This window comes from Geodermatophilus sp. SYSU D00684, from assembly GCF_054050455.1.
In genome coordinates this window covers 75,241-88,034 of sequence record NZ_JBJGZI010000009.1, presented here as the reverse complement: position 1 = coordinate 88,034, position 12,794 = coordinate 75,241, and the positions used below count along the sequence as shown (strand labels likewise).

The following is a 12,794-nucleotide window of genomic DNA, read 5'->3' as shown; positions in this document are numbered from 1 at the left end:
TCAGTCCGCCGCGCCGCGCCAGCGCAGCACCTCCAGCGCCGCGGCCACGCCGAGGACGTTCTCGGCCAGCGGCCGGGGCAGCAGCTCGTCGGCGCGGGCCAGCCGGCGCAGCACGGTGTTGCGGTGGGTGTACAGCCGCTCGGCGGTGCGGGAGGCGTTGCCCAGCTCCCGCACGTAGGTCAGCACCGCCTGGCGGGTGTCGGCGTCGGCGGTCGCCAGCCGGCCCAGGGTGCCGGCCAGGAACTCCTCGAGCTGGGTCGGCTCGGTGGTCAGCAGCGACACCAGCTGCACGTCCTCGAAGCGGGCCACCTGCTGCGGGGAGGTCAGCCGCGCCAGCATCCGCTGCGCCGTCGCCGCGTCGAGGTGGCTGCGGCGGAACCCGTCGACGTCGCCGCCCGGCCGGCCCACCGCCACCCGGACGTCGGGGTGCGCGGCCAGCGGCCCGGCCAGCTCCGCCGCCCGCGGCGCGGTGCCCACCGGCAGCCAGACCCACAGCGCGGCCGCGCTGGCGACGACGGTCAGCCGCCGGGTCGCCCCCGCCGCCCGCATCACCGCCTCCGCGGCGGCCTCCAGCTGGCCCGGCGCGGCGCTGCCCGACCCGGTCCACACGACGGCGGCGGTGTGCGGCCCGGTCAGCCCGTAGCCCAGCTGCGCCTCCGCGCGGGCCCGGCCGATCGGCGCGCCCTCCAGCAGCAGGGTGACCGTGGCCCGCCGCTCGGCGTGCGCGCCGCGGGTGAGCTCGGCCCGCTCGGCGGCCATCCGCTCGGACAGCGCCGCGACCGTGTCGTCGATGAACGTGGTGATCGACAGCGCCGAGACGTCGAGCAGCTCGCGCAGCTCGGCCGGGTCGCCGGTCAGCTCGAAGCAGATCTCCATCCACCGCCGCCAGGCCACGCCCTGCGCCGTCCGGTAGGCGTCCAGCCCGCTCTGGTCCAGGCCGCGGCGGACCAGGTCGCGGGCGGTGTCCAGCACCTCCCCGCCGGTGTTGGCCGGCACCCGCCGGCCGGGGTGCTGCACGTTGGCCGCCGCCCAGTGCAGCAGGTTCGCGAGGTTGGCCCGGCGGGTGGCGGCGGCGAGCACGGGGTCCTCGGCGACCGGGCGCATCCGCTCGGTGCCCAGCGACGCGCGGTGCAGCTCCTCGATCCAGTCGGCGCGGGGGTCCAGCGCCACCTCGGCGCCCCGGCGGAACAGCTCCCGCGTGCGGGGCGAGACGGCCGGCCACTCGACGCTCGATGGAGCACTCTGCACCGCACCAGTATCGCGACGGTGCAGTTCGTCGTTGCACCGGGTGACCGGGACCACGCAGTCTCGTGGGCCGCTGCACCCGTGTCCCGAGGACGGAGCACCGCATTGACCACCACGCAGACGCCGGTCGAGCACCTCGACGTGCTGATCGTCGGCGCCGGGATCTCCGGCATCGGCGCCGGCCGGTACCTGACCACCGAGCTGCCCGCGAAGAGCTTCGCGATCCTCGAGGCGCGCGGCGCCTCCGGCGGCACGTGGGACCTGTTCCGCTACCCCGGCATCCGCTCGGACTCCGACCTGTCCACCTTCGGCTACGAGTTCAAGCCGTGGCGGGACCGCCAGTCGATCGCCGACGCCCCGAAGATCCTGGCCTACCTGCGGGAGACCGCCACCGAGAACGGCCTGGACGAGAAGATCCGCTACCACCACCGGGTGCTGGCGGTGGCGTGGTCCAGCGAGGACGCCCGCTGGACCGTCGACGTCGAGCGCACCGACACCGGTGAGCGGCTGCAGCTGACCGCCGGCTGGGTGTTCTGCGCCGGCGGCTACTACCGCTACGACGAGGGCTTCACCCCCGTCTTCGAGGGCCGCGACCGCTTCCGCGGCGAGATCGTGCACCCGCAGGCCTGGCCCGAGGACCTCGACCTCACCGGCAAGCGGGTCGTCGTCGTCGGCTCCGGCGCCACCGCCGTGACGATCGTGCCGGCCATCGCCGGCACCGCCGCGTCGGTGACGATGCTGCAGCGCACCCCCACCTACGTGCTGCCGGTGCCGCGCGAGGACAAGGTCGCCGCGCTGCTGCGGAAGTGGTTCGGCGACGAGCGCGGCTACGCGCTCACCCGCCGCAAGAACATCGCCCAGCAGCGGGCGATCTGGAGCTTCTGCCAGAAGCACCCGAAGGCCGCCCGCAGGGTCATCCGCTGGGTCAACACCAAGCAGCTGCCCGAGGGTTTCGACGTCGACACGCACTTCAACCCGCCGTACGACCCGTGGGACCAGCGGCTGTGCGCCGTCCCGAACGGCGACCTGTTCCGCGCCATCCGCGAGGGCCGGGCCGACGTCGTCACCGACCGGATCGTCGCCTTCGACGAGACCGGCATCCAGCTCGCCTCCGGGCGGCACCTGGACGCCGACGTGGTCGTGACCGCGACCGGGCTGAACGTGCAGGCCTTCGGCGGCGTCGCGATCACCGTCGACGGCGCACCGGTGACGCTGTCGGAGACGGTCTCCTACAAGGGCATGATGCTGTCCGGGGTGCCGAACCTCGCCTACGCGATCGGCTACACCAACTCGTCCTGGACCCTGAAGGTCGGCCTGCTCTGCGAGCACTTCGTCCGGCTGCTGCGGCACATGGACGAGCGCGGCCTGGACACCGCGCGGCCGGTGCTCGCCGACCCGGACATGCCCACCCGGCCCTTCCTCGACTTCGCCGCCGGCTACATCCAGCGCGCCGTCGGCCGGCTGCCGCGGCAGGGCGACCGGATGCCGTGGCTGACCTCGATGGACTACCACTCCGACGTCAAGCTGCTCCGGGCCGACAGCGTCGTCGACCCCGAGCTCCGGCTCACCCGGGCGGCCGACCGCGTGACCGCCGCCGAGGCGGTGCCCGCGTGACCGCCGCCGAGGCGCCGGCCCGCCCGGCCGCCGCCGCGGAGGACCGCTTCGCCGACCTGCCGGCCGGCCCGCGGATCTGCTACCGCGTCGACGGCCCGGCCGACGGCGAGCCGCTGGTGCTGGTCGCCGGGCTCGGCCTGGACCTGACCTCGTGGCCGCGGCGGATGGTCGACGGGTTCACCGACCGCGGCTTCCGGGTGGTCCGGCTGGACAACCGCGACGCCGGCCGGTCGGGCCGCATCGCCACCCCGCCGCCGGGCCGCGCGCGGCAGCTGCTGGCCCGGCCCCGGCCGGACGCCTACGACCTCACCGACATGGCCGCCGACACCGTCGGCGTCCTCGACGCCCTCGGCCTCGGCCGCGTGCACCTGGTCGGCATGTCGATGGGCGGGATGATCGCCCAGGTGGTCGCGGCCCGGCACCCGCACCGGGTGGCCAGCCTGACCTCGATCTTCTCGACCACCGGGTCGCGCCGGGTCGGGCAGCCGGCCCGCTCCACGGTCCTGCGGCTGGCGAAGGCCGCGCCGCGCACCGTCGAGGAGTCGGTCGAGCGGCACCTGGCGATGCTCGGCCACATCGGCGGCCCCGGCTTCCCGCCCGACGACGACCTCGAGCGCGCCTGGGCGGCCGCGGTGTGGGAGCGCGGCGGCGGTGACCGCTCGCGGGAGGTGGCCCGCCAGATCGGCGCCGTCCAGGCCTCGGGCGACCGCACCGCCGACCTGGCGCGGATCACCGCGCCGACGCTGGTCGTCCACGGCGACGTCGACCGGATGGTCCACCCCAGCGGCGGGCGGGCCACCGCGGACGCGATCGCCGGGGCCCGGCACGTCGAGATCCCCGGCATGGGCCACCACCTCGCGCCGGGCGTCGTCGACCGGCTCGTGGAGCTCACCACCGACCTCGCCCGCGGAGCGGGCCGCAGCGACACCGCCCGCGGAGCGGGCCGCAGCGACACCGCCCGCGGCGCGGGCCGCACCGGCACCGCCCGCGGCGCGGGCGCCCACCTGACGGGAGAGAACCGATGAGCAGCCTGCGCGGCAAGGTCGCCGTCGTCACCGGCGCCGGGTCCGGCATCGGCCGGCAGCTGGCCTTCGAGCTGGCCAAGCGGGGGGCGCGGCTGGCGCTGTCCGACGTCGACGAGCTGGGCCTGGGCCAGACCGCCGACCGGGCGAAGGCGCTGGGCGCGGAGGTGCACACCGCGCGGCTCGACGTCAGCGACCGGGCGGCCGTCGTCGCCCACGCCGACGCGGTGGCCGCGCACTTCGGCGTGGTGCACCAGGTCTACAACAACGCCGGCATCTCCGGCGGCGGCCGCTCGGTGCTCGACACCGACTGGGAGACCTACGACCGCACGCTCGGGGTCAACCTGCACGGCGTCATCAACGGCACCAAGGCGTTCCTGCCGCACCTGATCGCCTCCGGCGACGGGCACGTCGTCAACGTCTCCAGCCTCAACGGGTTCATGGCCCAGCCCACGCTGTCGGCGTACTGCGCGAGCAAGTTCGCCGTCCGCGGGTTCACCGAGGTGGTGCGCACCGAGATGATCGCCGGCGGGCACCCGGTGCAGGTCACCGTCGTCCACCCGGGCGGGGTCAGGACCAACATCGCGTCGGCGACGGTGGCCGAGGCGCAGGCGCAGGGCCTCGAGCTCTCCCCCGCGGAGCTGACCCGCAACCGCGTCTACAACGAGAAGCTGCTGACGATGCCCGCCGAGCAGGCGGCGCGGATCGTCGTCGACGGCGTCGAGGCCGGGAAGCCGCGCGTGCGGGTCGGGAAGGACGCCGTCCTGGTCGACCGGCTGGTCCGGCTGCTGCCGGCCCGCTACCCGGTGCTGTCCGCCTGGTACGACCGCAAGCTGTTCGGCCGCGCCTGAGGCCCGGAGCCCCGGCCGCCGCCCGGCGGCCGGGGCTCAGGCCCGGTGCAGCCCCGCGGGATGCGGGGCCAGGCGCCAGCCGGTGGCGCCGGTGAGCGCGATCGCGGCCGCGACGGCGACGTACAGCCAGGCCGCCGGCCGGTCCCACGCGACGTCGCCGCGGTGCAGCAGGACGACCACGAGCTCCAGGACGCCGAACACCGTGTAGGCGATCGCCGCGGTGCGCAGCCGCTCGAGGTCCCCGGCCAGCGCGGCCAGCGCGGTGGCGACGCCGAAGGCGACCAGCCAGGCACCCACCACCCGGGCGGTGAGCGGGGTGAGCGTCCAGGGCCACAGCGTCGTCGCCGACGACGGCGCGACCGAGATCGCGGCGCCCACGGCCAGCAGGACCACCGACTCCACCGCCAGCGCCACCCGCAGCACGACCGGCACCGGACGGGTCCGCGGCGGGTCGGTGCCCGGCGCCCGCTCCTGGACCGGCAGGACGACGAGCATCGCCAGCGGGATGACCACGTACACGGCGGTCCAGAACCAGGCGGCGCCGCGGGCGAGGGCCGGCGCCGCGGCGAACTCGGCCTGGAAGTGGAACCGGTCGACGTGCACCAGCGTGGCGACCAGCGTGAGCACGGTGAACACCAGGATGGTGAGCACCGGCACCCGGCTGTGCGCCCACACCGGGTCGCGCAGCGAGAGCACCACCAGGGTGAAGCCGGCCGCGTAGCCCGCGCCGAGGAAGGCCGCGGTCGCCGGCGGCTGGATGGTCCACGCGAAGCTCTCGCTGGTCCGCGTCGACAGGACGAACAGCGCGACGAAGCCGAGCGCGGTGAGGACGCTGAAGGCCAGCAGCAGCGCCCGCATGGCCGGCAGGAGCTCGCGCCGCCCGGTCGCAGACCGCCGCAGGGCCGTGGGGGCAGGGTCCACCGCGGACCTCCGTGGTCGCTCCGCCCCCGTGCGCGCCCCATTGGAGCACCGGCGCCGGGGACTGTCACCGGACTTCCGTCCCCGTCCGGTACCGCCCTCGGGACCTACGCCTCTACGGCGCGGCGGACCATCCTGCCGATGCTCGACCCGGCAGTGCTCCACCCGACGATGCTCGACGCGTGCAGCGAGGCGGGTCCCGATGACGCCACCGCTCCCCGGTCCCCCGGGCGGCCGGGCGTGACCGCCGGGGTGGCGCTCTCGGCCGAGACCCGGCTCGCGCGCCTGCTGGAGCGGCTGCTCACCGCCGCGGAGGCGTCGCTGGCCGCCGGGGACCTGGAGCCCGCGCGCACCACGGCCGAGGAGGTGCGCGCGGTCGACCCCGACAACCGGCGCGCCGCGCTCGTCCTGCAGCGGGTGGCCCGCCGCCAGGTCGGCCCGGCCGGCGAGCGGGCCCTCATGACCCTGCTGTTCTCGGACCTGGTCGGGTCCACGCTGCTGTCCGAGCAGGTCGAGCCCGAGCAGCTGCGGGACCTGTTCGCCTTCTACCGCGCGGCGGCGCGCGAGGCCGTCGACCGGTACGGCGGCACCCTCATGCACTACTCCGGCGACGGCATCCTCGCCGGCTTCGGCCACCCGGTCCCGCACGAGGACGACGCCCGCCGGGCGGTGCTCGCGGGCCTGGACCTGGTGGTGGCGCTGCACGACGCCCGGGCGCGGCTGACCGACCGGTTCGGCGTGGCCCTCGACGTCCGGGTCGGGATCCACACCGGCCGGGTGGTGGTCACCGACCTGGTCGACGACGGCGCCGTCGCCGAGCGGGACTCCGTCGTCGGCCTGGTGCCCAACCTCGCCGCGCGGGTCCAGCAGACCGCCGACCCCGGCACGGTGGTGATCAGCGACGTCACCCAGCAGCTGGTCGACGCCGACTTCTACCTGCAGTCCCTGGGCGAGCGCGCGCTCAAGGGGATCAGCCGGCCGGTCGAGGTGTTCCGCGTCGACCGCCCCCGCTACGCCGCGGCCCGCTTCCAGTCCGAGCGGTACCGCAAGGCCGGGCTGGTCGGCCGGGACGAGCCCCGCGCCCGCCTGCTGGGCGCGTGGGACGCCGTGCGGCGGGGCGACACCGGCGCCGCGTTCCTCGTCGTCGGCGAGCCGGGCATCGGCAAGTCGCGGCTGGCGGCGGAGGTCCTCGACCGGGTGGAGGCCAGCGGCGGCCGGGTGGTCGGCGCCGCCTGCCTGCCCTACCACGCCAACGTCTCGCTGTGGCCGATCGCGCGGATGATCGAGCGCCTGGTGAGCCGGGCCGGCGAGGGCGGGGACCGGCTGCGCCCGCTGGTCGCGCACCTGGAGTCCCTCGGGCTGGACCCCGCGGCCGTCGTCCCGCTGATCGGCCCGCTGGCCGGGCTGCCGCCGACGCCGGAGTTCCCGGCGCCCGAGCTGGACCCGGGCGCGCTCCTCGACGAGACCCTCGACCGGCTCGTCGACTGGATGGCCGCGGCCGCCGTCCGGCGGCCGCACCTGCTCGTGGCCGAGGACCTGCACTGGGCCGACCCCTCCACCGTCGACCTGCTGGGCCGCCTCGCCGCGCGCCGCCCGGCGGGCCTGCTGGTGCTCGCCACCAGCCGCGACGAGACGGCGGTCCCGTGGCGGGGCGCCGCCCGCGTGGTCCCGCTCGGGCGGCTCGACGACCGGGCCGCCGACCGGCTGGTCGGCAACCTCACGGCGGGCCGGGACCTCGACGACGCGGTGCGGTCGGCGATCGTCGAGCACGCCGAGGGGATCCCGCTGTTCGTCGAGGAGCTCACCCGCTCCGGCATGGAGGCGCGGCGCGCCGAGCCGATCCCGCTGCGGCTGCAGGAGCTGCTGACCTGGCGGCTCAAGGCGCCCGGGGTCGACCTTCGGGTGGTCCAGGCCGCCGCCACGATCGGGCCCACCTTCGACCCGGCGACCGTCGCCGCAGTGGTGGGCGACCCGGACGTCGTGGCCGAGCAGATGACGGTGCTCGCCGACCTCGGCGTCGTCGAACCGGCGGGGCTGGCGACGGGCGCCTACCGGTTCCGGCACGCGCTGATGCGCGACGCCGCCTACGAGACGCAGGTGCTCGACGTGCGGCGCCGGACGCACGCCGCCGTGGCCGAGGCGCTGGCCGCGCGCGGTGCCGAGCCGGCACTGATCGCCCAGCACCTGGACCTGGCCGGTGCGGCGATGCCCGCAGCGGGCCGCTACGTCGAGGCCGCGCAGGCCGAGCAGGCCCAGGGCGCCCACGCCGAGGCGATGCGGCTGCTCTCCCGGGAGCTGGAGCTGCTGGCGCCCCTGCCTCCGTCCGAGGAGCGCGACCTGGCCGAGCTCTCCGCGCGGATGCTGCGCGGCCTGTCGCTCAGCGCGATGCGCGGCTACTCCTCCCCCGACGTCGAAGCCGACCACCGGCGGGCCCAGGAACTCGCCGCCCGGCTCGGGCGGCCGGAGGCGCTCCCGGCGCTGATCGCGCTGTGGGCGTACTGGATCACCAGCGGCCGGCTGACCACCGGTCGCGGCGTGCTCGACCAGCTCACCGCGATGGTCCGCGAGCCCGCGTTCGCCGCCTTCGAGGCGGAGCTGGACGCGGTCACGGGCGTCCACGAGTTCCACCGGGGGCACCTCGTCACGGCCCAGGGGCACCTGGAGCGGGCGCTGGCCGGCTTCGCCGCCCGCCCCGCCGGGCAGGCGGTCTCCCCCATCTGGCCGCTGCCCAACGACCCGGTCTCGGGCGTGACCACCGCCCTCGCCGCCGTGCTCACCGCACGCGGCGAGGTCGACGAGGCCGAGCGAACGCAGCAGCGGGCCCTCCGCCTGGCCGAGGCGATCGACTCCCCGCACGGCCCGTACAGCGTCGCCTTCGCCAAGATCGGCTGGTACGCCTGGGCCCGGCGCCTGCTCGGCGACGAGGAGGGCGCCCGACGCCTGGCCCAGGAGGCCGTCGCCATCGGCCGGGAGCACGGCTACGCGTACTGGACGGCGCTCGGCTGTGCCTATGCCGCCACCGGGACCCCCGGCGGCGCGCCGGAGCGGGAGTTCCTCGAGCAGTCCCTCGCGGGCCTGGCGCTCATCGGCCAGCGGGCCTTCGTCGCCTCCCACCTGGCCTTCCTCGCCCGGCTGGACGCGGCGGCCGGTGACCTCGACCGGGCCGACCAGCACCTGGCCGAGGCGTTCGAGGCGGCCCGGACGAGCGGCGAGGACCTGCACCTGCCGGAACTCCTCCGCCAGCGCGCGAACGCCACCCTGGCCCGCGGCGGGGACCCGGCCGATGCGGTGGCCGACCTGACCGAGGCGCTGCGGCTCGCGACCCGGCAGGGTGCGCGGCTGTCCCGGCTGCGCGCCGCCGTCGACCTCGCCGGGCTGTCCCCGGACGCCCGCCCCGGGGACTGGCGGGTCCTGCTCGCGGAGGCGCGCGAGGACATGCCGGCGACGACGACGACCCCCGAGACGGTCGCGGCCGACGTGCTGCTGGGCGGCTGACCGGGGCTCAGCGGCGGCGCGGCAGCACCACGCGCGCGCGGGTCACGCCGTCCTCGGAGGTCAGCGTCAGCCGGCCGCGGTGCTTCTGGGCGACCACCGCCAGCGACGTCGCCAGGCCCAGCCCGGTGCCCTGGCCGACCGGCTTGGTGGTGAAGAACGGGTCGAACGCGCGCGCGAGCACCTCGGGGGGCACCGGCGGGCCGGTGTCCTCCACGTCGACCACCACGGCGTCGTCCTCCCCGCGGGTCCGCACCGTCACGGTGCCGTCCGGGTCCACCGCGGCGAGCGCGTTGTCGAGCAGGTTGGTCCACACCAGCGCCAGGTCCGCGGCCCAGCCCTGCACCGTCTGCGGCCGCGGGTCGAGGTCCACGACCACCCGGACCCCGGGGGGCACCGCGTGGCGCAGCAGCACCAGCGCCTGCTCCAGGCTCGCGTGCACGTCGACGTCGGCCAGCGACTGGTCGGAGGAGTAGGCCAGCGGGCGCACCCCGGAGACGATCCGGGACAGCTGGTCGGCGCCGGCCGCGACCTCCTCCAGCAGGGCGGCGACCTCGGCCGAGCGGGCCAGCCCGCGCACCGCCCGGCCGCGCCCGGCGGCCGGCAGCCCGGCCAGCGCGCCGGCCAGGCCCGCCGGGTCCACGCCCAGCCGCACCAGGTCGGGGGCGACCGCCCAGCCGCGGCCGACGCCCGCCGCGGCGAGGACGTCGGCGAGCGCCCGCTCGGCGTCCCCGCGCGCCAGCGGGTCGTCCGGGACGGGCACCGCGCCGGCGAGCGCGCGCAGCGGGGCGTCGGGGTCGTCGTCGCCGGACAGCAGGGTCCGCAGCCGGGCGACGCCGCGCTGCACGGCGGCCGCCGGGTTGTTGAGCTCGTGCAGCAGGCCCGCCGACAGGGCGCCGAGCGCGGCCATCCGCTCGTGCTGGCGGACCAGGCCCTCCTCGCGGTCCAGCCGCCGGGTGGCGGCCAGCAGCATCGCCCGGGCCGACGCGGGGTGGGTGAGCAGCCGGTCCAGCGCGTCGGCGCCGATCCGCTGGACCCGGCTGGGGGTCCGCGCCCGCACGGTGGCCGAGCGCGGCCGGCGGTGTGCGAGGCCGAGCTCGCCGACGAGGTCGCCGGCGCCGCACACGTTGAGCAGCACCTCGGAGCCGCCGACCTCCCGGCTGACCTCGAGGTCGCCCTCCAGCACGACGTACATGGCCTCCGGCGGCGAGCCCTCGGCCATGAGCACCTCCCCCGCGGCCAGGTCGACGCTGCGGCTGGCGTCGGCCAGGGCGGCGAGGTCCTCCTCCGGGAGGTGCTCGAACAGCCGGGAGCGGCGCAGCGCCGCGGCGACGTCCGCGTCGGCGGCGCCGGGGACCGTGCGGGTCACCGGGCGCCCAGCCGCTGGTGGGCGAAGCGGACCGCCATCGCACCCTCCCCCACGGCCGCGGCGATCCGGTTGCCCGACCCGTGCCGCACGTCGCCGGCGGCGAACACCCCCGGCACCGACGTCTCCAGCGGCAGCGGCGGGGTCGACAGCGGCCACTCCGGCGCCCAGGTGCCGACGTCCATGCCGGTGAGCACGAACCCCCCGTCGTCGCGGCGGACCAGGCCGTCCAGCCACGCGGTGCGCGGCGCCTGCCCGATGAAGACGAACAGCGCGTCGGCGGCCACCTCGCGCTCCTCGGTCCCGGTCCGCAGCCGCAGGCCCTCCAGCCGCCGCGTGCCCAGCGCGCCGGTCACCTCCGTGTGGTACTCGACCGCGACCTTCTCCGAGGCGGCCAGCCGGTCGACCAGGTAGCGGGACATGGAGGTGGCCAGGTCCCCGCCCCGGACCAGCAGCGTCACCGACGAGGCGAACGTGGAGAGGAACAGCGCGGCCTGCCCGGCCGAGTTGCCGGCACCGACGACGAACACGTGGCCGCCCGCGTGGTCCACGCCCTCGGCCCGCCCGGCGCCGTAGTAGACGCCGACGCCGGTGAGCCCGGCGGCGCCGGGGACGTCGAGGGTGCGGTACTCGACGCCGGTGGCGACGATCAGCGAGCCGGCGCTGACCTCGCCGCCGTCGTCCAGCCGCACCACGGTGTACGGGTCGGCCCGGCGCACGCCGACCACCTCCGCCGGCACCAGGATCTCCGCGCCGAAGCGGACGGCCTGCTCGCGGGCCCGCAGCGTGAGGTCGGCGCCGGAGAGCCCGACCGGGAAGCCGAGGTAGTTCTCGATCCGGCTGCTCGTGCCGGCCTGCCCGCCGGGCGCGTTGCTCTCCAGGACCAGCGTGGCCAGGCCCTCGGAGGCGCCGTACACCGCGGCGGCCAGCCCGGCCGGCCCGGCGCCCACCACCACGAGGTCGTAGGCGGCGCGCTCGGCCCGCGCCCGCAGCCCGATCCGCGCCCCGACCTCGTGCAGGTCCGGCTGCACGAGCACCTCGCCGTCGTCGAGCACGAGGGCCGGCAGCGAGCCGGCGTCGATGCCGGCCACCTCGAGCAGCTCGCGGGCCTGCGGGTCGGTCTCGACGTCGAGCCAGCGGTAGGGCACCAGGTTGCGGGTGAGGAACTCGCGGACCGCGTGGCTGGCCTGCGACCAGCGGTCGCCGACCAGGCGCAGGTTGGCCACCGGCGGCGGCCGGCGCCAGGTCTGCAGCAGGTCGTCGAGCACCGGGTAGAGCCGGTCCTCGGGCGGGTCCCAGGGCTTGAGCAGGTAGTGTTGGACGTCGGCGTCGTTGATCGCCTTGATGGCGGCGTCGGTGTCGGCGTAGGCGGTGAGCAGCACCCGCCGGGCGTCCGGGTAGAGCCGCCGGCTGGCGGCCAGCAGCTCGACGCCGCTCATCCCGGGCATCCGCTGGTCGACCAGCAGCAGCGCCACCGGCTCCTCGCGCAGCCGCAGGCGGCGCAGCAGGTCCAGCGCCTGGTCCCCGGAGGACGCCGCGTACACCTGGTACTGCTCGCCGTAGCGCTCCCGCAGGTCCCGCTCGACCGCGGCGAGCACCGGGCCGTCGTCGTCGACGGCGAGCAGGGCGGGGCGGCTCACGGCTCGTCCCGCGGGACCGGTGGGGCGTGCACGCGGCGGCTGGTGACCGGGCCGGACGGTGCGTCCACGGGCCCACCTCCCGGTGGAGTGGCTGGGGGCCGTTGGGCGCGGAGTCTAGGAGGATCGCCGGGGCCCGAACAGCGCCCCTGCCGTCCGGTCAGGTGACGGTGAACGTGCCGTTCATGCTCGGGTGCGGATCGCACAGGTAGCGGTACTCGCCCGGCTGGAGGTCGAGGACCCACACGGTCTCGCCGGTGCCGAGCACGCCGGTCTTCTCGTCGACCGCGCCGTCCCCGCCGTCGAGGTGGAAGTCGTGGACGTCGCTGTGGTCGGTGACGACGACGTTGTACTCGCCGGCGGGCAGCTCGGTCACCGGCGCGCCGTCCTCGTCGACCAGGGCGATCTCGAAGGCGTCCGGCGAGTCCTCGGTCCCGACGCTGCCCTGCAGCGTCGGCGCGCCGGCCACCGTGGTGGCCGCGGCCTCCGCGTCGTCGCCCCCGGAGCCGCCGCACGCGGCCACCAGGAGGAGCACCGCCAGGGGAGCTGCTGCTGGAGTCCTCATCGCCATCACCCGGCACCCCGCTCCGGCACCGGGGCGGTCCTGCGTCCCGACGTGGTGCCGCAGCAGGGGAACGGTAGTACGCCC

9 protein-coding genes are annotated in these 12,794 nt (G+C 76.7%); 4 read left to right on the top strand and 5 right to left on the bottom strand.

Going from position 1 to position 12,794, the window contains the following annotated elements:
- Positions 1 to 1,248 carry a PucR family transcriptional regulator gene (locus ACI79L_RS08455; protein WP_456936354.1) on the bottom strand — a complete coding sequence of 416 codons (1,248 nt, stop codon included), beginning with the start codon at positions 1,246 to 1,248 and terminating at the stop codon, positions 1 to 3.
- A gap of 102 nt (positions 1,249 to 1,350) precedes the next feature.
- Between ACI79L_RS08455 and ACI79L_RS08450 the strand changes: the two genes are divergently transcribed.
- The 3 genes from ACI79L_RS08450 to ACI79L_RS08440 are packed head-to-tail and all read left to right on the top strand — an operon-like array spanning position 1,351 to position 4,732.
- Positions 1,351 to 2,859: a flavin-containing monooxygenase gene (locus ACI79L_RS08450; protein WP_456936353.1), complete on the top strand. Its 1,509-nt coding sequence runs from the start codon at positions 1,351 to 1,353 to the stop codon at positions 2,857 to 2,859.
- Positions 2,856 to 3,884, top strand: coding sequence for an alpha/beta fold hydrolase (locus tag ACI79L_RS08445; protein WP_456936352.1), 1,029 nt, complete (start codon positions 2,856 to 2,858; stop codon positions 3,882 to 3,884). The genes ACI79L_RS08450 and ACI79L_RS08445 overlap by 4 nt, the downstream gene beginning before the upstream one ends.
- Complete coding sequence (locus ACI79L_RS08440; protein ID WP_456936351.1) at positions 3,881 to 4,732, top strand: SDR family NAD(P)-dependent oxidoreductase; 852 nt, start codon at positions 3,881 to 3,883, stop codon at positions 4,730 to 4,732. The genes ACI79L_RS08445 and ACI79L_RS08440 overlap by 4 nt, the downstream gene beginning before the upstream one ends.
- A gap of 36 nt (positions 4,733 to 4,768) precedes the next feature.
- Here the strand turns inward: ACI79L_RS08440 and ACI79L_RS08435 are convergent, their stop codons facing one another.
- Positions 4,769 to 5,653 (bottom strand): hypothetical protein, encoded by an 885-nt coding sequence (locus ACI79L_RS08435; RefSeq protein WP_456936350.1) that lies wholly within the window; start codon positions 5,651 to 5,653, stop codon positions 4,769 to 4,771.
- A 138-nt stretch (positions 5,654 to 5,791) separates the two neighbouring features.
- Here ACI79L_RS08435 and ACI79L_RS08430 point away from each other — a divergent pair, with 138 nt between their 5' ends.
- Positions 5,792 to 9,145 (top strand): ATP-binding protein, encoded by a 3,354-nt coding sequence (locus tag ACI79L_RS08430; RefSeq protein ID WP_456936349.1) that lies wholly within the window; start codon positions 5,792 to 5,794, stop codon positions 9,143 to 9,145.
- Positions 9,146 to 9,152: 7 nt separating this feature from the next.
- On the opposite strand, the gene ACI79L_RS08425 is transcribed toward ACI79L_RS08430, so the two are convergent.
- The 3 genes from ACI79L_RS08425 to ACI79L_RS08415 form a co-directional block, all read right to left on the bottom strand.
- Complete coding sequence (locus ACI79L_RS08425) at positions 9,153 to 10,511, bottom strand: sensor histidine kinase (RefSeq protein ID WP_456936348.1); 1,359 nt, start codon at positions 10,509 to 10,511, stop codon at positions 9,153 to 9,155.
- Complete coding sequence (locus ACI79L_RS08420; RefSeq protein ID WP_456936347.1) at positions 10,508 to 12,148, bottom strand: FAD-dependent oxidoreductase; 1,641 nt, start codon at positions 12,146 to 12,148, stop codon at positions 10,508 to 10,510. The genes ACI79L_RS08425 and ACI79L_RS08420 overlap by 4 nt, the downstream gene beginning before the upstream one ends.
- Positions 12,149 to 12,305: 157 nt before the next feature.
- Positions 12,306 to 12,710, bottom strand: a complete 405-nt coding sequence (locus ACI79L_RS08415) for a cupredoxin domain-containing protein (RefSeq protein WP_456927291.1) — start codon at positions 12,708 to 12,710, stop codon at positions 12,306 to 12,308.
- Between the last annotated feature and the right edge of the window lie 84 nt (positions 12,711 to 12,794).